Source organism: Microbacterium sp. LWH10-1.2 (genome assembly GCF_038397765.1).
Lineage (GTDB): Bacteria > Actinomycetota > Actinomycetes > Actinomycetales > Microbacteriaceae > Microbacterium > Microbacterium natoriense.
In genome coordinates this window covers 2,294,623-2,314,959 of record NZ_CP151638.1, presented here as the reverse complement: position 1 = coordinate 2,314,959, position 20,337 = coordinate 2,294,623, and the positions used below count along the sequence as shown (strand labels likewise).

General features: G+C 70.7%; 19 protein-coding genes. 9 read left to right on the top strand and 10 right to left on the bottom strand.

What is annotated here, in order from left to right; translation table 11 throughout:
* Positions 1–9: 9 nt before the first annotated feature.
* From MRBLWH10_RS11085 to pdhA, 3 genes are read right to left on the bottom strand one after another with little or no spacing between them, the layout of a single operon-like run.
* Positions 10–1,464, bottom strand: coding sequence for a dihydrolipoamide acetyltransferase family protein (locus MRBLWH10_RS11085; protein ID WP_341939902.1), 1,455 nt, complete (start codon positions 1,462–1,464; stop codon positions 10–12).
* Positions 1,461–2,489 (bottom strand): transketolase C-terminal domain-containing protein, encoded by a 1,029-nt coding sequence (locus tag MRBLWH10_RS11080; protein ID WP_341939901.1) that lies wholly within the window; start codon positions 2,487–2,489, stop codon positions 1,461–1,463. The genes MRBLWH10_RS11085 and MRBLWH10_RS11080 overlap by 4 nt, the downstream gene beginning before the upstream one ends.
* Positions 2,486–3,589, bottom strand: coding sequence for a pyruvate dehydrogenase (acetyl-transferring) E1 component subunit alpha (gene pdhA / locus MRBLWH10_RS11075; protein WP_341939900.1), 1,104 nt, complete (start codon positions 3,587–3,589; stop codon positions 2,486–2,488). Before pdhA ends, MRBLWH10_RS11080 begins: the two co-directional genes overlap by 4 nt.
* 151 nt (positions 3,590–3,740) lie before the next feature.
* Here pdhA and MRBLWH10_RS11070 point away from each other — a divergent pair, with 151 nt between their 5' ends.
* The 3 genes from MRBLWH10_RS11070 to MRBLWH10_RS11060 all read left to right on the top strand — a co-directional run bounded on the left by MRBLWH10_RS11070 (position 3,741) and on the right by MRBLWH10_RS11060 (position 7,237).
* A complete protein-coding gene (locus tag MRBLWH10_RS11070; protein WP_105676682.1) occupies positions 3,741–4,178 on the top strand; it encodes an Lrp/AsnC family transcriptional regulator in 438 nt (145 codons plus the stop codon).
* Between the two features lie 152 nt (positions 4,179–4,330).
* Positions 4,331–5,770, top strand: a complete 1,440-nt coding sequence (locus tag MRBLWH10_RS11065) for an aldehyde dehydrogenase family protein (protein WP_341939899.1) — start codon at positions 4,331–4,333, stop codon at positions 5,768–5,770.
* Between the two features lie 3 nt (positions 5,771–5,773).
* The gene (locus MRBLWH10_RS11060; protein ID WP_341939898.1) at positions 5,774–7,237 is read left to right on the top strand and encodes an FAD-dependent oxidoreductase; all 1,464 of its coding nucleotides are present in this window, start codon (positions 5,774–5,776) and stop codon (positions 7,235–7,237) included.
* A gap of 24 nt (positions 7,238–7,261) precedes the next feature.
* On the opposite strand, the gene MRBLWH10_RS11055 is transcribed toward MRBLWH10_RS11060, so the two are convergent.
* Positions 7,262–7,873: a TetR/AcrR family transcriptional regulator gene (locus tag MRBLWH10_RS11055; RefSeq protein WP_105677027.1), complete on the bottom strand. Its 612-nt coding sequence runs from the start codon at positions 7,871–7,873 to the stop codon at positions 7,262–7,264.
* Positions 7,874–8,023: 150 nt separating this feature from the next.
* On the opposite strand from MRBLWH10_RS11055, the gene MRBLWH10_RS11050 reads away from it, so the two are divergent.
* From MRBLWH10_RS11050 to MRBLWH10_RS11030, 5 genes are read left to right on the top strand one after another with little or no spacing between them, the layout of a single operon-like run.
* Positions 8,024–9,031 carry an ABC transporter substrate-binding protein gene (locus MRBLWH10_RS11050; RefSeq protein WP_341939897.1) on the top strand — a complete coding sequence of 336 codons (1,008 nt, stop codon included), beginning with the start codon at positions 8,024–8,026 and terminating at the stop codon, positions 9,029–9,031.
* 8 nt (positions 9,032–9,039) lie between these two features.
* Positions 9,040–9,822, top strand: a complete 783-nt coding sequence (locus MRBLWH10_RS11045; protein WP_341939896.1) for an ABC transporter permease subunit — start codon at positions 9,040–9,042, stop codon at positions 9,820–9,822.
* Positions 9,819–10,655 carry an ABC transporter permease gene (locus MRBLWH10_RS11040; protein ID WP_341939895.1) on the top strand — a complete coding sequence of 279 codons (837 nt, stop codon included), beginning with the start codon at positions 9,819–9,821 and terminating at the stop codon, positions 10,653–10,655. Before MRBLWH10_RS11045 ends, MRBLWH10_RS11040 begins: the two co-directional genes overlap by 4 nt.
* Positions 10,652–11,440 carry an ABC transporter ATP-binding protein gene (locus MRBLWH10_RS11035; protein ID WP_341939894.1) on the top strand — a complete coding sequence of 263 codons (789 nt, stop codon included), beginning with the start codon at positions 10,652–10,654 and terminating at the stop codon, positions 11,438–11,440. The genes MRBLWH10_RS11040 and MRBLWH10_RS11035 overlap by 4 nt, the downstream gene beginning before the upstream one ends.
* The gene (locus tag MRBLWH10_RS11030; RefSeq protein WP_341939893.1) at positions 11,441–13,753 is read left to right on the top strand and encodes an arylsulfatase; all 2,313 of its coding nucleotides are present in this window, start codon (positions 11,441–11,443) and stop codon (positions 13,751–13,753) included.
* 24 nt (positions 13,754–13,777) lie between these two features.
* Here MRBLWH10_RS11030 and MRBLWH10_RS11025 read toward each other — a convergent pair whose 3' ends face one another.
* Genes MRBLWH10_RS11025 through MRBLWH10_RS11000 form a run of 6 tightly spaced genes read right to left on the bottom strand, consistent with a single transcriptional unit; the run spans position 13,778 to position 19,353 of the window.
* Positions 13,778–14,653: a formylglycine-generating enzyme family protein gene (locus tag MRBLWH10_RS11025; protein ID WP_341939892.1), complete on the bottom strand. Its 876-nt coding sequence runs from the start codon at positions 14,651–14,653 to the stop codon at positions 13,778–13,780.
* 8 nt (positions 14,654–14,661) lie between these two features.
* Complete coding sequence (locus MRBLWH10_RS11020; protein ID WP_341939891.1) at positions 14,662–15,015, bottom strand: DUF202 domain-containing protein; 354 nt, start codon at positions 15,013–15,015, stop codon at positions 14,662–14,664.
* Positions 15,012–15,368 carry a DUF202 domain-containing protein gene (locus MRBLWH10_RS11015; protein WP_341939890.1) on the bottom strand — a complete coding sequence of 119 codons (357 nt, stop codon included), beginning with the start codon at positions 15,366–15,368 and terminating at the stop codon, positions 15,012–15,014. Before MRBLWH10_RS11015 ends, MRBLWH10_RS11020 begins: the two co-directional genes overlap by 4 nt.
* A gap of 23 nt (positions 15,369–15,391) precedes the next feature.
* Entirely contained in the window at positions 15,392–17,038 is a 1,647-nt protein-coding gene (locus MRBLWH10_RS11010) for an amidohydrolase (RefSeq protein ID WP_341939889.1), read from the bottom strand.
* Position 17,039: 1 nt separating this feature from the next.
* Positions 17,040–17,879 (bottom strand): molybdenum cofactor biosynthesis F family protein, encoded by an 840-nt coding sequence (locus MRBLWH10_RS11005; RefSeq protein WP_105677014.1) that lies wholly within the window; start codon positions 17,877–17,879, stop codon positions 17,040–17,042.
* Positions 17,880–17,904: 25 nt separating this feature from the next.
* Positions 17,905–19,353 carry an APC family permease gene (locus tag MRBLWH10_RS11000; RefSeq protein ID WP_341939887.1) on the bottom strand — a complete coding sequence of 483 codons (1,449 nt, stop codon included), beginning with the start codon at positions 19,351–19,353 and terminating at the stop codon, positions 17,905–17,907.
* Between the two features lie 243 nt (positions 19,354–19,596).
* Here MRBLWH10_RS11000 and MRBLWH10_RS10995 point away from each other — a divergent pair, with 243 nt between their 5' ends.
* On the top strand, positions 19,597–20,331 hold the full coding sequence (locus tag MRBLWH10_RS10995; protein WP_341939886.1) for an SDR family oxidoreductase: 735 nt from the start codon (positions 19,597–19,599) through the stop codon (positions 20,329–20,331).
* Positions 20,332–20,337 lie beyond the last annotated feature (6 nt).

Genomic DNA, 20,337 nt, shown 5'->3' with positions numbered 1-20,337 from the left:
TGCTGCCGGTCACACCCTCCCGAAGGCGCGGAGGGGATGCTCGATGAGCTCGACCACGCGTCGCAGGAACGAGGCGGCGTACCCGCCGTCGCAGACGCGGTGGTCGAAGACGAGCGACAGCTGGGCGATGCGTCGGGCGACGATCTCGCCCTCCACCACCCACGGACGCTCCAGGATGCGACCGAGGCCGAGGATCGCCACGTCGGGGTGGTTGATGATCGCGGCGGACCCGTCGACGCCGAAGCCGCCGTAGTTGTTCAGGGTGAAGGTCGAGCCCCGCAGGCGCTCCGGGGGCATCGTGCCGGCGCGCGCACTGCCGGCGAGCTCGCGGAGAGCGGCGTCGAGGTCGGCGGCGCTGAGGGCGTCGGCGTGCGGGATGACGGGCACCATGAGGCCACGCGGAGTGTCGGCGGCGATGCCGAGGTTCACCCCCTCGAACTCGATGACCTCCGACGCGTCGGGGGAGAGCCGGGAGGCGAGCAGCGGATGCTCCTCCAGCGCGATCAGCACGAAGCGGGCGATCAGCGCGGTGATCGAGGGCGCACGTCCGCCCTCTGGCGCCATCTCGGCGCGGGCGTTCCAGAGCGCGGTGGCGTCGACGTCGACCCACACGGTCGCCTCGGGGATCTCGGCCCTGCTGCGGCTCAACGTCGCATTCGCGGCCTTGCGCAGGGGCGACATGCGGGTGCGGGAGCGCACGGCCAGGCCGTCGATCCGTGCGTCGCTTTCGAGAGCGGACGCCGCCGGAGCGCCCTCCACGGGAGCGGATGCCGCAGCCGTCACACCGTCCACGGCGTGATCGACGGCGGCGCGGAGCACGTCGGCCCTGGTGATCGCTCCGTCCGCTCCGGTCGGCGCGATGAGGCGCACGTCGAGGCCGAGGTCTCGCGCGAGCCGGCGGACGAGGGGCGAGCGCACGGCGACCGGTCGACGGGCTGCCGCCTCTGCATCCGAATTTCGGATGATCGTCGGATTCTCGGATGCCGTCGGCGGAATCGTCCGAGAAATGCGCGGGTCTCCGATTTCAGGAGTCGTGACCGGGGTGTCCGGAGCGGCAGACGAGAGATCCGGAGTCACGGTCGGAGCATCCGGACGCGCGGCGGGGCGCCGGCGCCGCCCCGTGGCACCGCGCTCCGAGGTTCCGTAGCCGATGAGGACGTTGCCCGAGCCCGCGCGCTCCTCGGTGCGGTAGGCCTCGTGGGCGTCGGATGCCGCGGCATCCGCGACCTCGAGCACGGGTGCTCCGACGTCGATCGTGTCGCCGGGGGAGCCGTGCAGCGCGATGACCACGCCGGCGAACGGGGAGGGCAGCTCGACGACGCTCTTCGCCGTCTCGACTTCCGCGATGGGCTGATCCGTCGTGATCGTGTCGCCCACAGCCACGAGCCACTGCACGAGACCGGCCTCGGTGAGTCCCTCGCCGAGATCGGGGAGGCGGAAGACGCGCGCGGTGAGGGCGCTCACTTCTCGTCCTCCCAGTGCAGCGAGTCGATCGCGTCGAGAACGCGGTCGACGTCGGGCAGGTACCAGTGCTCCAGCTTGGGCGGCGCGTACGGGGTGTCGAAACCGGTGACCCTGCGCACGGGGGCCTCCAGATACTCGAAGCAGCGCTCGAACACCCGCGCCTGGATCTCCGACGCGACGCTCACATAGCCCGGAGCCTCCGCGATCACGACCGCGCGGCCCGTCGAACGCACGGCGGCGGTGACCGTCTCGTCGTCGAAGGGCGACAGCGAGCGCACGTCGACGACCTGCACGCTGCGTCCCTCGGCAGCGGCGACCTCGGCGACCTCCAGCGCCAGCGGCACCGAGGACCCGTAGGCGAGCAGGGTCACATCCGTGCCGTCGCGGGCGACGCGTGCGGTGCCGATCTCGGCGGTGACCGAGGTGTCGACCTCTCCCTTGGCCCAGTAGAGCTTCTTCGGCTCGAGGAAGATCACGGGATCGGGGGAGGCGATCGCGGCGCGCAGCAGCGAGTACGCGTCTTGCGGAGTCGATGGGCTGACGACCGTGAGACCGGGGGTGTGCGCGTAGTACGCCTCCGATGAGTCGCAGTGATGCTCGACCCCGCCGATGCCGCCGCCGAACGGGATGCGGATGACCAGCGGCATCCGCACCCCGCCCCGCGTGCGGTTGCCGAGCTTGGCGACGTGGCTGACGACCTGCTCGAACGCAGGAAGCGCGAAGGCGTCGAACTGCAGCTCGACCACGGGGCGCATGCCGTTCATCGCCATGCCGACCGCCGTGCCGACGATGCCCGACTCCGCGAGCGGTGTGTCGAAGCATCGGTCCTCGCCGAACCGGGCCGTGAGGCCGTCGGTGATGCGGAACACGCCTCCGAGGGCCCCGACGTCCTCCCCGAAGACGACGACCTCCGGATCCGCCTGGATCGCATCGGCGAGGGCGAGGTTGAGTGCGGCCGCCATGCTCATCGTGGCCACGGCGGGTGTCGACGCCTCTGTCCGGACGTCGTGCTCGGCGATGGTCATCGTGCGCCTCCTGAGGTCTCGGCGGGGGTCCGATCGATCTCTCCGCGGAGCAGCTGCCACTGCTCCTCGAGCTGCGGTGAGCGGGTCGCGGTCACGAAGCGGAAGAGGTCTTCGGGGTCGAGCTCGGCATCCGTGTTCAGCGCGTCGCGCATGGCCTGGGCGATCGTCTCGGCCCCGGCCGCGTACTCGGCGTCGAGCGCCTCGTCGAGCACGCCGGAGGCCGTCAGGTGCGCGCGGAGGCGCGTGAGCGGGTCCCTGGCCACCCAGGCCTGCACCTCTGCGCGCTCGCGGTAGCGGGTGTCGTCGTCGGCGTTGGTGTGCGCCTGCATCCGATACGTGTGGGCCTCGATGAGAGTCGGCCCTCCGCCGGTGCGCGCCCGGTCCACGGCCTCTCCGAGCACCGCGAGGACCGCGGCGACGTCGTTGCCGTCGACGCGCTGCCCCGGCATGCCGTAGCCGATGGCCTTGTGCGCGAGGGAGGGGGCGGCGGTCTGACGCGAGAGCGGCACCGAGATCGCGAACCCGTTGTTCTGGACGAAGAACACGACGGGCACGTGGAAGACCGCGGCGAAGTTCATCGCCTCGTGGAAGTCGCCCTCGCTCGTGGCGCCGTCGCCGCAGAGTGCGACGACGACCGTGTCCTCGCCCCGCTGCTTCGCCGCATAGGCGAAGCCGACGGCGTGCAGGAGCTGCGTGGCGAGCGGGGTCGCCTGCGGGGCGACCCGATGGGTCTTCGCGTCGTAGCCGGAGTGCCAGTCGCCCTTGAGCAGCACCAGGGCGTCGGCGGCGCTGACACCGCGCGCGATCACGGCGACGGAGTCGCGGTAGGTCGGGAACAGCCAGTCCGTCTCGGCGAGGGCGAGCGCGACCCCGATCTGGCAGGCCTCCTGCCCGTGCGACGACGGGTACACCGCGAGTCGCCCCTGCCGGACGAGGGCGCTGGCCTGGTCGTTGATCCGGCGGCCCTCGACGAGACCGCGGTACGCGCGCAGCAGGCTGGCGGTGTCCGGCAGCGCGTAGTGGTCGTCGGCGACGACAGCGCCGTCCTGGTCGATCAGCTGCACCGCCTCTTCACGCGGGAGCATGTCCGTGTCCTGCATCCGTCCGCCCTCCTTGCCGAACTCGATGGGTCCAGCATGCGTCGCTCCGCACACTTGTCCAAGATCTATCCGCGAATCCTGGACGAATGGATGAGGATTGTTGATTCAGGCGTCGAAGTGTCAGAATTCATCGTCAGAACGAAGGGGTGCCATGATCACGCTCGACGACACCGATCACGCGATCCTCCGAGAGCTGCGTCAGGACGCCCGCGCCTCGATGACGGCGATCGCGGATGCCGTGCACATCTCCCGCGCCGGCGCCCACGCCCGCATCAAGAGGCTCACCGAGGCCGGCGTCATCACGGGGTACGCCGTGCGGACCGACCCCGTGCTGCTCGGTCACCACGCCAGCGCGTACGTCATGCTCGCGATCGAGCAGGCCACCTGGCAGGACGTGAGCGCTCGGCTGCGCGCGATCCCCGAGATCGAGCACATGGCGCTGGTCGGCGGGGACTTCGACGTCATCCTCCTGGTGCGCGCGAGTGATGCGCGAGACCTCCGCCGCATCGTGCTGGAGGACATCCAGGCGATCCCGTCGATCCGCTCGACGCGGACCACGCTGATCTTCGAGGACTTCACCAGGGCCTGAGAGTCACGGGAGGGTGTCCGCCTTCCCTCGATCCCTTCGCACTCGGACATCACCGGCGCGCTCCGCGACAAGTCCGGCGGGCCGCGGCATCCGACAATGAAGGGGACCGGGGCTGTCCACCGGTCGAAGCCCCCGCTCGAAGGAGAGTCCCGATGTCCGAATCCGCCGCATCCGCAGCCGCCGCGCTGCTCGACCGCATCCAGGCGCCGGAGGGCGCAGGACGAGAGATCCCGGACGCCGCGACGCGCGAGATCATCGGACGGGCCCCCGTCGACTCGGTCGACGTCCTCGACGACGCGATCGCGCGTGCCAGGGCGGCACAGCCCGCCTGGGAGGCGCTCGGCCACGAGAAGCGGATCGAGCTGCTGCTCGCCGCGGCCGATGCGATCGACGCGAACGCGGAGGCTCTCGCCTACATCCTCTCGCGCGAGCAGGGCAAGCCGCTGAACGGTCCGAACGCCCGGTTCGAGCTCGGAGCGTGCTCGGCGTGGCTGCGCACGAACGCCGCCACGGTGCTGGAGTCGCAGGTGCTCGTCGACGACGAGAACCTGCACGCGGAGCTCGTGTACAAGGCGGCCGGGGTGGTCGGGGCGATCGGTCCGTGGAACTGGCCGCTCATGATCACGATCTGGCAGATCGGGCCGTCGCTGCGCATGGGCAACACGGTCGTCGCGAAGCCCAGCGAGTACACGCCGCTGAGCGTGCTCGCGATGCTCTCGGTCATGAACGAGGTCCTTCCGGCCGACGTCCTCATCGGCGTCTCCGGCGACCGCGAGGTCGGCTCGCGTCTCGCCTCGCATCCCGACGTCGCCAAGATCATGTTCACGGGCTCGACGGCCACGGGGCGCCGCATCATCGAGAGCTCGGCCGGCAACCTCGCCCGCCTCACGCTGGAACTGGGCGGCAACGACGCCGGCATCGTGCTGCCGGGCACGGATGCCGCGGCGATCGCGCAGGACCTCTTCTGGGGCGCGTTCATCAACACCGGCCAGACCTGTGCGGCGATGAAGCGCCTGTACGTGCACGACTCGGTGTACGACGACGTCGTGAACGCGCTCGGCGAGATCGCGGCGTCGGTCCCGATGGGCAACGGCCTCGACGAGGACAACGTCCTCGGGCCGCTGCAGAACAGGGCCCAGTTCGACATCGTCTCGCGGCTCGTCGACGACGCGAAGGCCTCGGGGGCGCGGGTCGTCACGGGCGGCGAGGCCGCCCCCGAGCTGGGCGAGCTGTTCTACCGGCCGACCATCATCGCCGACATCTCGAACGACGCCGCTCTCGTGCAGGAGGAGCAGTTCGGACCGGCGCTGCCGATCATCCGCTACTCCGACGTCGACGAGGCGTTCGCCTGGGCGAACGCGGTCGACGTGGGCCTCGGCGCCTCCGTGTGGTCGAGCGACCCGGATGCCGCCCGCGAGGCGGCGACGCGCATGCAGTCCGGCACGGTGTGGATCAACTCGCACGGCGGGCTGCACCCGATGGTGCCGTTCGGCGGGGTGAAGAGCTCGGGCTACGGCCTCGAGTTCGGCGTCGAGGGACTCAAGTCGGTCGCGGTGACGCAGGTCGTCTCCGGCCCCGGACGGAAGGGCTGAGGCGTGCGGACCGCGATCGTCGTCGGCGCCGGCACATCGGGCGCCATCGTCGCGCGACGGCTGGCCGATGCGGGCGTCGCCGTGACCCTGATCGAGGCGGGCGGCTACGACACCAACCCCGCGATCCACGACCCGTCCCGTGCGGGGGAGCTGTGGCACTCCGCCGAGGACTGGGACTTCTTCACGGTTCCGCAGGAACACGCGGCCGGCCGCCGACTGCATCTGCCTCGGGGCAAGGTGACGGGCGGATCGCACGCGCTGAACGCGATGATCTGGGTGCGGGGCGCGGCATCCGACTACGACGGATGGGAGCGCGACGGGGCGACAGGCTGGGGCTGGTCCGACGTGGAGCCGGTCTACGAGGCCATCGAGAACGACCTGCTCCCCGTGACCGACGACTACCCGCTGTCGCCGATCCAGGCGTCGATCATCGAGGCCGCCGTGCAGGAGGGACTGCCGCACAACCCGGACTACAACGCCGGCACCCTCGACGGCGTCTCGCAGGAGCAGGTCACGATGCGTGACGGGCGCCGCGTGAACACGTGGATGGCATACGCGCAGCCGATCACCGACCGCCTCACGGTCGTCACCGGCCGTGAGGTGCACTCGGTGATCGTCGAAGACGGTCGGGCGCTGGGGGTCCGGCTCGGGGAGGGGGCGGATGCCGAGGAGTTGCGGGCCGACGAGGTCATCCTCTCGGCGGGCGCCCTCGGGTCTCCGGTGATCCTGCTGAGGTCCGGTATCGGGCCGGCGGAGGAGCTGGCCGCACTCGGCATCCCGGTCGTGCAGGACTCGCCCGAGGTCGGGAAGAACCTGCACGACCACCTCCTGTCTCCGGTGATCTTCACCACGTCGCGACGCATCGGACCGCCGCAGCCCGGCGTCTCGGTGACGCAGAGCCACCTGTTCTGGCGCAGCCGGCCTGACCTCGCCGAGCCCGACACGCAGCCGATCCACTTCTCGGTTCCGATGTGGGGCGACCTCGAGCCGCGGGGCGACGACGGCTTCACGCTCATGGCCGGTCTCGTCACCCCGCACAGCCGCGGCGCGCTCACACTCTCGGGCCCCGGTCTCTCGGACGAGCCGCTGATCGATCTGGCGGCCCTCGCCGACGAGCGCGATGTGGCCTCTCTCGCGGCGTCCGTGCGCCAGGGACGCCGCATCGGCGCGCAGCCCGCCCTCGCGGGGGAGTGGGGAGCGACCGAGGTCTACCCCGGACCCGAGGTGGCCGATGCCGACGTCGAAGACTGGGTGCGCCGCACCGCCATCACCTACCACCACCAGGTCGGCACCTGCCGCATGGGCAGCGATGCGGGCGCCGTGGTCGACCCGCAGCTGCGGGTCAGGGGGATCGCGGGGCTGAGTGTGATCGACGCCTCGGTCATGCCCACGGTGCCGACGGGCAACACGAACGCGCCTGCGGCGATGATCGCGGAGCGCGGGGCGCGGTTCCTGCTCGGGGCGTGAGCGCCGGAGGCGACGATGACGGTGTCAGCGGGCGGCGCGGGCTTTCGGACGGCGGAACGTCGCGAGGAGAGCCTCGAGAGCGTCGTTCAGGCGCCCGTCGCCCGCCGAGTCGGGCATGAGCACGGCGATCATCTGCCATCCGGCGTTGCGCGAGGCGACCTCGCTGACCGCGGTCTCGATGTCGACGTGGTCGGCGAGTTCGCCGTCTTCGCGCGCCTCGGTAAGGAATCGCCGGAACAGCTCCCGCCAGTGCAGGTTGTTCACGCGATGGATGCGGGTGACCTCGTCGTCCTGGGAGGCGTGATCCCAGAAGGAGATGACGACGCGCGCGTACAGCGGGCCGTTGGGGCTGTAAGGGAGGATCTCCCGGCACACCCGCTCCAGAGCGGCGAGGCCGCGGATCCCCTCGATGCCCGCGTGGATCCGATCGTTCGCCTGGGTGTAGAGGCGCAGGAACGCCGCGGTGAGCAGGCTCTGCTTGTTCGGGAAGTACCGCGCGATGGCGCCGTGCGCGTAACCGGCCTCCGTCGCGATCTCGCGCATCGTCAGCTTCTCGAACCCGACGCGGATGATGACCTGCACCGCGGCGTCGGCGATGTGGTCGCGGCGTTCGTCATGGTCGACGATCTTCGGCACGGCAGGCTCCCCTCGTTCTCACGATTCTAGTTTTGACCTTTTTAGTCACCAAATGGTGACGAATGTGATGCAATCGTAACCAATCAAATACAAGGCAAGAGTACGATCTTTTTAATCACCAACTGGTGACTAACTCGAAGAGGAGTTGCAATGAACGTCCATCGACTCACCCGTCGCGCCGGCGGTGTCCTGGCCGCGGTCGGGGTGCTCGCCCTCGCCGCCTGCTCGTCGTCTCCGGCTGCCGAGCCTTCTCAGGGCGGGGGAGGCGGGCTGACCACGGTCAAGGTCGCCACGATCGGCCTCACGTCCGACGGCGCACTGCTCACCGGGATCGCGCAGGGCTTCTTCGAGGACGAGGGTCTCGAGATTGAGACCTCCATCGTCGCGAACCCTCCCGCCGGTCTCGCGGCCGCGCAGAGCGGCCAGGTCGACATCGCGTACTCGCCCAGCATCCCCCTGCTGAACGCGCTCTCCAGCGGCGTCCCGCTCACGGTCATCGGCGCGGCCGACGGCTACATCGACGGCGCAGCGGACTCCGAAGACCCCGACGCCCTCGACGACACCGGCCTGTATGCCAGCGCCGACAGCGGCATCACCTCCGTGGCCGATCTCGCAGGCGCCACCATCGCGATCCCCGCCCGCAAGGCGCAGCTCGAGGTGGTGATCGCCGACGCTCTCCAGGACGAGGGGATCGACCCCGCCGCCGTGAACTGGGTGGTGCTCGACTTCACCTCCGCCGTGGCCGCGCTCAAGAGCGGGACGGTCGACGCCGCGGGCCTCGTGAACCCCTTCACGGCCGAGGCCGATGCGATCGGCGCCGTCCGGCTCTCCTCGCCGTCCGTCCGGTTCTTCGAAGAGGGCGCGACGGGCCTCTGGACCGCCGGCGCCTCCACGGTCGAGAACAGGAAAGACGTGATCGCGGCGTTCCAGCGCGCGCTGGCCAAGACCAACGCCTATGCGAACGAGCACCCGGAGGAGGCGATCACGGCGGGTCTGGAGTACACCGGATCCACGCTCTCCCTCGACGAGGTGAAGGTGCCGTACTGGCCTCTCGCCGTGCTCCCCGAGGAGCTGGAGCGCGTCAACGACAAGCTCGTCGCGCTCGGCTTCCTGGCGCAGCCCGTTCCGCTCGACGGCGTGATCGTCAGCGCGAAGTGACCGCGGGCATGCGCACCTCCTCCGTGGCCGGCGCTCTCGTCGGCGCACTCGGCGTCGTGTGCGGTCTCGGGGCGTGGCAGCTGGCGGCGACCGTCGGGCCGCTGTCCTCGTCGCCGCTGCCCACCGCGACCGAGGCGATCGGTGAGGCGGTGCGCATGCTCGGCACCGCGCAGCTCTGGGAGGCCATCGGCGCGACGCTCGCCATGGCCCTGCTCGGACTCGTCCTCGCCGTGGCGGTGGGAGTCCTCCTGGGCGTCGCGATCGGCACGTCGCCGCTCGCGCTGCACGCCACCCGCGTCCCGCTGGAGTTCCTCAAGCCCATCCCGCCCATCGTGATCCTGCCCATCGTCGTCCTCGTGCTCGGTCCGACCTCCGGGATGGGCGTGTTCCTGGTGTTCTTCGGCTGCGTGACGGCGATCGCGGTGCAGTCGGCGGCTGGCGTCTTCGACACCGACCCGGTGGCGAGGGCGACGGCGCGGTCGTACGGCATGGGGTCGGCCGAGATCCTGGGCCGGGTGGTGCTCCCCAGCGCCCTGCCCTACATCGGCACCGCGGTGCGTGTCGCCGCACCCACATCGCTCGTCGTCGCCGTGGTCGCCGGACTCCTCGGTGGCGGTCCAGGACTCGGACAGAGCCTGCTGCTGTCGCAGATCTCCGGCAATCAGCCGCAGCTGTTCGCCTATGTCGTCATCCTCGGGGTGCTCGGCCTGATCATCCAGGGTCTGAGCCAACAGGGGGAGCGGATGCTGCTGCACTGGCACCCGCAGTACCGGAAGCAGGACCACCGATGACCCTGACCACCTCCATCCAGACCAGGGCCCGCGTGCGCCGCAGCAGGTCGCAGAGCGGGTCGCCGCGGTGGATCCTCATCGGCGCCGAGATCGCAGTGCCCGTCGTGCTGCTCGCCGCCTGGTGGCTCGCCTCCGCCGGGTCGACGAACACCTTCTTCCCTCCGCTGCAGACCATCCTCACCCGCCTGGGTCAGCTGCTGCAGACGCCGGCGTTCCTCGGCAGCGTCGCCTCCTCGGTCGGCAACCTCGCGCTCTCGTTCGTGCTCGCCACCCTCATCGGCGTGATCCTCGGCTGCGCACTCGGGCTCGTCCGACCGCTGAGCTGGTTCGCCGAGCCCGCCATCCACTTCTTCCGCGCCATCCCTCCGGTGGCTCTCGTGCCGATCTTCGTGTCGCTGATCGGCTTCGGCAACGAGACCCGCGTGCTGTCGATCACGCTGGCCGCGGTGTTCCCCATCCTCATCTCGACGATCGACGGCATCAGGGCGGGAGAGCCGACGATGGAGATGGTCACCAGGGTCTACCGGCTCACCCCGGCCGAACGCCTGTTCCAGGTCGTGCTGCCCGCCGCGGGGCCGCGCATCCTCTCCGGCATGCAGGTCAGCCTCATCACGGCGTTCGTCGTGATGATCGCCAGTGAGATGCTCGGGTCGTCGACCGGACTCGGAGCGGCCACGCTGCTCGCGCAGCAGTCGTTCGCCATCCCCGACATGTGGGCGGGCATCCTCGTGCTCGGCATCATCGGCTACGCGGCCACGGCCGTCTTCACCCTCTTCCGGCGCCGCGTGCTGCGCTGGTACATCGCCTCGCAGCAGCAGGAGAAGAACTCATGACCATCGCAGAACAGGCCCCCGTCCGCCTCAGCGTCGCAGGCCTCGCCAAGTCCTATCAGACGAAGAACGGTCCGGTACCCGTGATCGCCGACCTCACCTTCGACGTGCGCGTCGGGGAGGTGTGCTGCATCGTCGGCCCGTCCGGCATCGGCAAGACGACGCTGCTGAAATGCCTCACCGGGCTGCAGAGCATCACCGCGGGAACAGCGGCCATCGACGGCCGGCCCATCGACGGGCCGCCGGAGGAGATGGCCCTGGTGTTCCAGGAGTACACGCGGTCGCTCATGCCGTGGCTCACGGTGGAGAAGAACGTGCGGCTGCCGCTGAAGCACCTGCGGCTGCCCGTCGCCGAGCGTGAGGAGCGGGTGTCCGCAGCGCTCGCCGCGGTCGGTCTGGCCGGAGCCGAGTCGAAGTACCCGTGGCAGCTCTCCGGCGGGATGCAGCAGCGCGTCGCCATCGCCAGGGCCATCGCGTATCGCCCCGAGGTCCTCGTGATGGACGAGCCCTTCGCCTCCGTCGACGCGCAGACGCGCTTCGAGCTGGAGGACCTGTGCCTGCGCATCCGCGAGCAGTTCGGCATGACGATCGTCGTCGTCACCCATGACATCGACGAGGCGGTGTACCTCTCCGACCGTGTCGTCGTGCTCGGCGAGCGACCCGCGAAGGTGACCGAGATCATCGAGATCGACTTCGGCGGCCCCCGCGATCAGCTCCGCACGCGCGCACTGCCCGCCTTCGCGGAGCTGCGGACGGAGATCTTCGAGCTGATCAGGAGGGCCGGCTAGATGGCGGATCGGACGGCACGCGGATACGAGGCGTTCGAGGGGCGGGTCGCCGAGTTCACCTCGGACTCCGCACCGTGGTGGCCCGCGCCGCGACGGGCGCGGAGGAAGGCCCCGAACATCATCGTGATGCTCATCGACGACCTCGGGTTCAGCGACCTCGGCCCGTTCGGGAGCGAGATCGAGACGCCGCACATCGACGCCCTCGCCGACGACGGCTGGGTCTTCACGAACTACCGCACGGCGCCGATGTGCTCGCCGGCCAGGGCCGCCCTGCTCACGGGCCTCAACCCCCACCGCGCCGGCTTCGGCTTCGTCGCCCACATCGACCCCGGCTATCCGGGGTTCAGCTGTGAGCTGCCCGCCGACGCCCCGACGCTGGCGGAGTCGCTGCGCGCGGGCGGCTATGCGACCTTCATGGTCGGGAAGTGGCATCTCACGCTCGAATCGCGCCTGCACGACGGCGCGGATCGCGCCAGCTGGCCGCTGCAGCGAGGGTTCGACCGGTACTTCGGCAGCATGGACGGCTTCACCTCGCTGCACCATCCGCACCGCCTCGTGCAGGACAACTCCGTCGTCGGCATCCGCGAGTTCCCCGACGGGTTCTTCCTCACCGACGAACTCACCGATCGCGCGATCGGGATGATCGACGACCTCCGGGTGAACGACCAGGAGAAGCCGTTCTTCCTCTACTACGCGCACACCTCGGTGCACGGGCCCATCCAGGCGAAGGACGCCGACATCGAGAAGTACCGCGGCCGCTACGAGGCGGGGTGGAGCGCCCTTCGCGAGGAGCGCTTCGCCCGTCAGCGCGAACGGGGAATCGTGCCGTCGCACGCCCGGCTTCCGGAGGACGCCATCGCGGACGGCGACCGGATCCCCTCCTGGGATGCGCTGGGCGAGGACGAGCGCCGCCTGTTCGCCCGGCACATGGAGGTGTATGCGGCGGCGGTCGACGAGATCGATCAGAGCGTCGGGCGGCTCCTCGAACGGCTGGAGCGCAGCGGAGAGCGCGACAACACGATCGTCATCCTCGCGAGCGACAACGGAGGGACGGCCGAAGGCGGTCCGAGCGGCACGCGCAGCTACTTCGCGCAGTTCGGCACGCACGGAGGGATGCCGGAGGGCTGGGTGACCGATGTGCCCCGCGACGTCGAGGAGATCGGAGGGCCGCGGCTCTTCGGGCAGTACCCCACGGGGTGGGCCCGCGTCTCGAACACCCCGTTCCGCTCGTTCAAGTCGACGACCTACGAGGGCGGGGTGCACGCTCCTCTCATCATCTCGTGGCCGGATGCCCCCATGGAGGGCGGACTGCGCGACCAGTTCGTGTTCGTCTCCGATCTCGCTCCCACGCTGCTCGACCTCGCCGGCGTGACCCCGCTCTCCGAGCGCGGTGGTCGCACGGCGCAGGACATGGACGGCGGCAGCATCGCGGGCGTGCTCGCCGATCCCGACGCCGACGGGCGCGAGGCGCAGTACTTCGAGTGCGTCGGCCGCCGCGCACTGGTGGAGGGCGAGTGGAAGGCACTGTCGGCGACGGCGCCGACGAAGGCCGAGGGCGCCGAGGGGGGCGAGTGGGAGCTGTACCACCTCTCCGCCGATCCCACCGAGACGGTCGACCTGTCGGCGGAGCATCCGGAGCGCGTGGCGCGGATGGCGGAGCGCTGGCACGCGGAGGCCTGGCGCAACACCGTGTTCCCGCTCGACGACGACGGCTCCCTCTTCCGGCTCCGGCCAGACACGGAGGAGCCGCTGTCGGCGCCGATGACGCTCGTGCCGTTCCGGCCCCCGCTGGAGCGCTTCCGCTCGGCGAAGCTCACGGTGCTGCGCTCCTTCACGATCGAGATCGAGATCGAGACCCGCGCGGAGGCGGCGGGCGTCATCGTGGCGCACGGTGACCAGGGCGGCGGCTATCTCCTCGCCGTCGACGACGGACGGCCGCTCCTCGTGTACAACGCGTACGGCGCCATGCACCGCGCACGCGGCGATCGCCTGGGGGAGGGCGCGCATCGTGTGCTCGTCCGTTTCGACGAGCGACCCCACCTGCGCTGGCGCCTGGGCGTCGACGTCGACGGCGTCGAGGTCGCGGTCGTCGAGGACGTGCCCATGCTGCTCGGGATGGCCCCGTTCACCGGCATCAGCGTCGGCTACGACTACGGGGGTCCCGTCGACTGGGAGCTGCACGAGGCGCATCGCACCTATCCGTTCGGCGGGGGCGAGCTGCGATCGGTGCGGTACGTGCCCGGCCGGCGCTCCTCCTATGACGGGACCGTGCTGCGGGCCGTGGGCGAGGCGGTGCAGGCGATCGCCGACTGAGCGCGCAGGTGCGGCGCGGCGCGGTCAGAGCGCGCAGCGGAATCCGAGGTGCGTTGTCGCCGAGTCCTCGGTCTGCGAGGAGCGGGCGGCCGGGCGGTAGCGGAGGCAGTACTCGGGGGCGCAGAGGTGCGAGCCGCCCTTGGTGACGCGCCGTGCAGGTCCCCGTGCTGCCGAGTCGAGGAGGGTGACGCGGTCGCCGGGCTGAACCGTCGGGGTCATGCCGTGGCGCGGGGTCCAGGCATCCGCCGTCCACTCCCACACGTTGCCGATCATGTCGCTCAGACCGTACCCGTTGGCGGGGAACGCGCCGACGGGCGAGGTGCCCGACCAGCCGAGGGCTCCGGTGCTCCGGTAGGGGAACTCGCCCTGCCAGGTGTTGGCCATGAGGATGCCGGACGGTCGCAGCTCGTCGCCCCACGCGTAGCGCGCCCCCACGAGTCCGCCGCGGGCGGCCCACTCCCACTCGGCCTCCGTCGGCAGACGCTTGCCCGCCCACTCCGCGTAGGCCAGAGCATCCGCGAAGGCGATCTGGACGACCGGGTGATCGAGGATCTCGTCCACGTCCGATGATGGACCCTGCGGCGCCCGCCAGTGCGCTCCGGGCTGCCAGCGCCACCACTGGCGCCAGTCGCCGAGGTCGACGGGGCCGGCGGTGGGGGTGAAGACGAGCCCGCCGGGGACGAGCGTCGCGGGGTCGGCTCCGGGGAAGTCGGCGGGATCGAGCGGGCGCTCCGCGACGGTCACGTACCCCGTCTCGGCGACGAAGCGGGCGTACTCGGCGTTGGTGACCGGATGCTCGTCGATGTCGAAGGCTGCCACCTCGCGCTCGACGACGGGCCCCTCCTCCGGGTAGTGATCGTCAGAGCCCATCCGGAGGAGCCCGGCGGGGACGCGCACCATCCCGTGACTCATCGCAGCGCCGACAGCACGGAGAAGACCAGCGCGACGGCTCCGAAACCCGCACCGAGCACGGCGAGGAGGACGAGCATGGCGCCGCCGTGCGGGGAGACGCCGGTCGCGCCCGAGAGGAACGCGCCCAGCCTGCGCTGGCGTCGGTGGGCGGCGAACCACAGGGCGCATGCGGAGAGCAGCCCGACGATGCCCGGAGCGAAGCCCCAGAACGTGGCCTCCGGGGGCAGGGCGATCGGCAGGACGCGCAGCGACAGCAGCGAGCCGATCGCGATCGAGAGCGCCGTGCGCCGCCACGCGAGCTCGGTGCGCTCGAGCTGCAGCCCCGGGTCGAACGGGCGGTACGCCGTCATCGCCACAGCACACCGGCCGTGACCAGCAGCCCGACGACGACGACCACGACGGCGAGCAGCAGGGCGGAGAAGGCTCCGGGGAGCGGCCGGGACAGGCGCAGGGCGCGCTCGGCGCGCATCCACTCCCACCAGGCCAGGGGAGCGACCGCGGTGCCCGTCACGATCAGCAGCAGCGACGCGGCGAGCCGGAACCCCGGGTGCAGGTCGAGGCCGAGCACTTCGAGGGCGACGCCGCCGGCGATCAGCGCGAGTCCGGTGCGCGTCCAGGCCAGGAAGGTCCGCTCGTTCGCCAGGGAGAACCGCGGATCCGGCTCGTCGCCGACGGAGTAGACGGAGCGGGGGAAGCGGCGCATGGGCTCATCGTATCGATGCATGGTCAGCCGGCCGCGAACACCTCTCGGCCGGAGAACCACGTGGAGAGCACGCGCGTCTCGATGATGCGCTCCGCGTCTCCCGCGATCGCATCCCGCTCCAGGACGACGAAGTCGGCGGACTTGCCCACCGCGATCGACCCGGTCTCGTCGCCGAGGCCCATGGCCGTGGCGGCGTTGATCGTGAAGACCTCCAGGGCCTCTTCGGCGGTGATCGCCTGCTCCGGCCACAGCACGCCGGGCGCGCGGTGCAGCGGATCGGCGCGGGTGACCAGACCCTGCAGTCCCTCCAGCGTGTTGGGCGATTCGCACACCGGCCAGTCCGACCCGCCCGCGACCAGGGCGCCCGCGTCGAGCAGCGCCCTGTTCGGCTGGGAGTGCTCAGCGCGCTCGCCGAGCACCTCGGCCAGCGCCTGCGTGATGACACCGGGGAACCAGATGAACGGGGAGATGTCGGCCGACACGCCCAGCGCGTGCAGGCGGGGGATGTCGGCATCCGCCAGGAACTGCCCGTGCGCGATCTGGATCGGCGTCGTGAAGCCGTCGGCGCGGATCCGCTCGGCGACGTCGAGCACGAGACGGGCCGAGCCGTCGCCCGTGCAGTGCACCTTGGCGCCCAGCCCGCGCTCCGCGACCGTGCGGAGCCAGCCGTGGAGCTCGTCGAAGGTCATCGTCGTCTCGCCGTGGAAGTGCGCGCCGTGCGCGGCATCCGCCACATACGGTTCGAGGAACGACGCCGTCCTCGCCGGCGGCACCCCGTCGAGGAAGATCTTCACGAAGTCCGGCCGGTGGTGCGGCGTGCGGAACTCCTCGCCGCGCTCGACGAGCGCCTGTCCGATCGGGTCGAAGCCGAAGATCTCGTCGTTGATGAGCAGCGATGACACGACCCAGGCGTTCAGGTCGCCGTCGCGGTCCAGCGTCGCGAGCGCCGAGAGGATGTCGGTCGAGACCCCCGCATCCTGGAAGGTCGTGATGCCGAAGGAGTTGAGCAGCTCGACCCCGCGCCGAGAGGCGGCGACGTGCTGCTCCGCGGTCAGGCCGCCGCTGCGGTCGTACGCCTCCTGCACGGGGATGCCCGCCGCTTCCAGCAGCACCCCGGTCGGGGTGCCGTCGTCGGGATCGAGGATCGTCACGCCGCCCGAGGGGAGGCCGTCGGCCGTGATGCCGGCGAGCTCCAGGGCGCGCGTGTTCGCCCAGCGGTTGTGCCGGGAGTCCTCGACGATCACGACGGGCCGTCCACCCGCGGCCTCGTCCAGCCGCAGGCGGGTCGCCGTGTTCGCGAGCGTCGGCAGCAGCGTCGTCGCGACGACCCCGCCGATGATCCACGCATCCTCGGGAAGGGTCGCCGCCTTCTCGGCCACCCTCTCCAGGATCTCGTCGAGCGTGAGCGACGGGGGCAGCGAGAGCTCGAAGAGCTCGGTGCGACCGGCGAGCGCGTGGTGGTTGTGGACGTCGACGAAGCCGGGGTAGACCGCAGCGTCGCCGACATCGAGCATCCTGGTCTCGGGCCCGCGATGGGCGGACACCGCAGACAGCGCGCCGACGGCCGAGATCCGGCCGTCCCGCACCGCGAACGCCTCCGCGAACGGCTGCGACCGGTCGGCGGTGCGGATCACCGATCCGGTGACGATGAGGTCTGCGGCATCCGTCATCTCAGATCCTTCCGAACTCCGCGGGCTCCAGGCCGGCGCTGTGGTGAGTGGTCGAGATGAGGCGGCCGTGCGCGCCGAACGTGAAGTGCGTGGGGATCTCGCCCGTCTCGTCGAGCCCGAACAGCACGCCGTGCGAGCGGATGGCGTTCACGTCGCGGTGGTCGGCGATCGTCACGGATGCGCAGGGGATGACCTTCTCACGCCACGCGAAGATGTAGATGCCGGGGCGCACCTCCCACACGGTGTTCTCGTCGGTGTCGGCGAGGCCGCGCTCGGGGCCGGCGAGGCACTGCCACGAGTACCAGCGCTCAGACAGGTACACGTGCTCGTAGGCGTGCTCGGTGCTGTAGACCCACTCGACGCGGCGGCCGATGAGGGACGTGGTGGGAGCGGCCTCTGCTCCGGTGACCTCCGCGCCCTCGATGATGCTCGGGGCGAAGACGTGCTGCACGCGCGTCTTCCCCTTCTCGGGCGCGGGGAGGATGAGCGAGATCACCGCGAGCGCACGGCCGTGCCGAAGATCGAGCACGAGGGAGACGGCCTCGTTCGGCAGGTAGTCGTGGTGGAACTGCACGTAGAACAGGTCCTCGTCGACCTCGACGGCCTCGTAATCGTCGGTGTCGGATGCCGCGGCGGTGCTGTCATCGGCGCCGGGCTGGTAGTCCCAGGTGACCGTGGTGTCGGCGAAGCGGTGCACGATGCGGGTGCCGCGCCCGTCGACGACGGTGATCTCGCGGCCGCTGAGGGCGGTCGTATGCGGGGCCTTGTTCGCGTCGAAGCCGGGGGCGAGGCCCTCGAGGGGCAGCCAGGTCGAGGTGTCTGCGGGGTTCAGGGTCGTCATTTCTTCTCCTGTCGGATGGGGCGGGTCAGCGGGCGCTGACGCGCTCGAGGTCGGTGGCGAGACCGTCGTACACGGCCGGTCGGGACTTCTTCAGGTACGCGCCGTAGACGATGCCGCCGATCACGGCGAGCACGAGCAGCAGCGGCATCAGGCGGATCGCGAGCTCCTGGGAGCCGGCGACGATGTCGAAGTTCACGATCGCGAGGATCGAGATCGCCGCGATGCCGAGGAAGCCGATGCCCGGCGCGATGAACGTGCTCCACCACCGCGGGTCGCCCTTGCGGCGGAAGTACACGACGATCGAGATCGCCGCGAGGCCCTGCAGGATCAGCACGCTGAGCGTGCCGAAGCCGAGCATCGCGGGCACGAGCGTGACGATCGGGTCGGCTCCGGCGATCGCGAAGATCACGGCGACGATCGCGGCGAACGACGCCTGCACGATGCCGGCGAGCTGCGGTGCGCCGTTGGTGCGGGTGCGGGAGAGCGCCTGCGGCAGGATGCGGGCGCGGCCGAGGGAGTAGAGGTAGCGCGTGGCGGAGTTGTGGAAGGCGAGCATCGCGGCGAAGAGGCTCACGAGCAGCAGGATCATCATGACCGTGGTGAGCGGGCCGCCGAGGTACTGCTGCGACAGCGTGAAGATGAGGTCGCCGGTGGGCAGGTGCTCCACCGCGGTGGCCTGCGCCTGCGCGACGCCGGTGGCGCTGACGACGGCCCAGGTGGTGACGCCGAGGATGATGCCGATCGCGATGATCGCCGTGTACGTCGCGCGCGGGATCGTCCGCAGCGGCTGCTTCGCCTCCTCACTGAACAGCGCCGTGGCCTCGAACCCGAGGAACCCGGTGGCGGCGAGCAGCAGGCCGATCGGCAGAGAGCCCGAGAGCACCCACTCCGGGCTGAACGCCGCGACGTCGTAGCCGGTCTGCACGAGCACGGAGATGTCGAACACGACGAGCATCAGCGTCTCCAGCACCAGGCACACGCCGAGGATCTTGGAGCTGAAGTCGACGCCGACCCTGGCGAGCACGAAGCACACCACGATCGAGGCGAGCCCCCAGACCAGCCAGTGCACGTCGAGGCCGGTGAGGTCGCGGATGATCGTCTGCATGAAGAAGCCGCTGGTGCCGATCGTGCCCACGACGAAGAAGTTGTAGCCGAGCGTCGCGATCAGCCCGGCGATCAGTCCGCCGGTGCGGCCGAGGCCCTTCACCACGAAGGCGTAGAAGCCGCCGGCGTTGACGAGCTGCTTCGACATCTGCGCGTAGCCCACCGCGAAGAGCAGGAGGATCGCCGCGACGATGAAGAACGACATGGGCGTGCCGCCGCCGTTGCCCAGCGCGATGGCGAGCGAGGCGACGACGACGATGCCCGTGAGCGGCGCGACGGCGGCGAGCACGAGGAAGACGATGCCGGCGACGCCCAGGGCTCCTGGGCGGAGGGAGGTGTGCTCTGCGGATGGTGCGATCGGATCTGCCACGGCGGCTCCTTTGCTCGGTGACGGCCGTGCGCGCACGGCATCGACGACGAGGGGGATCGTCGATAGAGCGAGTCTGCTCCGCCCTCGTCGCCCGCGCTTGACCCTGAGTGAAAGACGATGGTGTCAGCGTGCACAGCCGCGTCGGGGTGCTTCGACGTCGAGGACGCCGCAGAGCAGGATGACTGTCAGGACGCCGCCGTCCTCCGCGTCGACAGATGCGCCGGCGGGGTCAGGAGAGGCGACATGGACCTGTATCTGAGCGGTACGACCGCCCTCGTCACCGGGGCCGGGAGCGGCATCGGCAGGGCCGTCGCGCTCGCGCTCGCCGCCGAGGGGGTGCGCGTCGCGCTTCTCGATCGCGACGGAGCGGCCCTCGCGCGGACGGCCAGCGGATGCCCGGGCGCCCTGCTCCTCGTGGCGGACGTGACGGACGAGGCGCAGGTCGCCTCGGCTCTCGCGCGGGTCGACAGGCTGGACGCTGTCGTGTGCTGTGCGGGGATCTCCGGCCCCGTGGGCGCCGGCATCGAGGACGTCTCGCTCGCGGAGTGGAACGCGGTGCTCTCCGTCAACGTCACCGGGCCCTTCCTCGTGCTCCGCGCGGCGCTGCCCCTGCTGCGCGCATCGGCCGCGGCATCCGTCGTCCTGATCTCCAGCGACTCCGCCTTCGTCGCCTCTCCCGGCATGGCGCCGTACTGCGCGTCGATGGCCGCGCTGGTGCAGTTCGGCAGGGCGCTGTCGGTCGACCTCGCGGGCACCGGCATCCGCGTGAACACCGTCGCCCCCTCGGTCGTCGACACCCCCATGAGCCGCGGAGACCTGGGCGACACGGCTCTCGACGAGGCGGCGTTCCCCGTGCAGACGGCCGACGAGGTGGCCGCGCACGTCTCGTACCTGCTGTCGCCGCGCAGCCGCGCGGTCAACGGCACCACCCTTCTCAGCGACTTCGGGTACACCGCCCGGTCGGGATTCCCCGCTTGAGCGCGC

Excerpts from the sequence above, each read along its gene's own strand:
- MRBLWH10_RS11015 (WP_341939890.1), bottom strand. The coding sequence starts at position 15,368 with ATGCGCCGCTTCCCCCGCTCCGTCTACTCCGTCGGCGACGAGCCGGAT.
- MRBLWH10_RS11025 (WP_341939892.1), bottom strand. The coding sequence starts at position 14,653 with ATGGTGCGCGTCCCCGCCGGGCTCCTCCGGATGGGCTCTGACGATCAC.
- MRBLWH10_RS11040 (WP_341939895.1), top strand. The coding sequence starts at position 9,819 with ATGACCCTGACCACCTCCATCCAGACCAGGGCCCGCGTGCGCCGCAGC.
- MRBLWH10_RS11080 (WP_341939901.1), bottom strand. The coding sequence starts at position 2,489 with ATGACCATCGCCGAGCACGACGTCCGGACAGAGGCGTCGACACCCGCC.
- MRBLWH10_RS11005 (WP_105677014.1), bottom strand. The coding sequence starts at position 17,879 with ATGACGACCCTGAACCCCGCAGACACCTCGACCTGGCTGCCCCTCGAG.
- MRBLWH10_RS11070 (WP_105676682.1), top strand. The coding sequence starts at position 3,741 with ATGATCACGCTCGACGACACCGATCACGCGATCCTCCGAGAGCTGCGT.
- MRBLWH10_RS11030 (WP_341939893.1), top strand. The coding sequence starts at position 11,441 with ATGGCGGATCGGACGGCACGCGGATACGAGGCGTTCGAGGGGCGGGTC.
- MRBLWH10_RS11045 (WP_341939896.1), top strand. The coding sequence starts at position 9,040 with ATGCGCACCTCCTCCGTGGCCGGCGCTCTCGTCGGCGCACTCGGCGTC.
- MRBLWH10_RS11050 (WP_341939897.1), top strand. The coding sequence starts at position 8,024 with ATGAACGTCCATCGACTCACCCGTCGCGCCGGCGGTGTCCTGGCCGCG.
- MRBLWH10_RS11065 (WP_341939899.1), top strand. The coding sequence starts at position 4,331 with ATGTCCGAATCCGCCGCATCCGCAGCCGCCGCGCTGCTCGACCGCATC.
- MRBLWH10_RS11035 (WP_341939894.1), top strand. The coding sequence starts at position 10,652 with ATGACCATCGCAGAACAGGCCCCCGTCCGCCTCAGCGTCGCAGGCCTC.
- MRBLWH10_RS10995 (WP_341939886.1), top strand. The coding sequence starts at position 19,597 with ATGGACCTGTATCTGAGCGGTACGACCGCCCTCGTCACCGGGGCCGGG.
- pdhA (WP_341939900.1), bottom strand. The coding sequence starts at position 3,589 with ATGCAGGACACGGACATGCTCCCGCGTGAAGAGGCGGTGCAGCTGATC.
- MRBLWH10_RS11020 (WP_341939891.1), bottom strand. The coding sequence starts at position 15,015 with ATGACGGCGTACCGCCCGTTCGACCCGGGGCTGCAGCTCGAGCGCACC.
- MRBLWH10_RS11010 (WP_341939889.1), bottom strand. The coding sequence starts at position 17,038 with ATGACGGATGCCGCAGACCTCATCGTCACCGGATCGGTGATCCGCACC.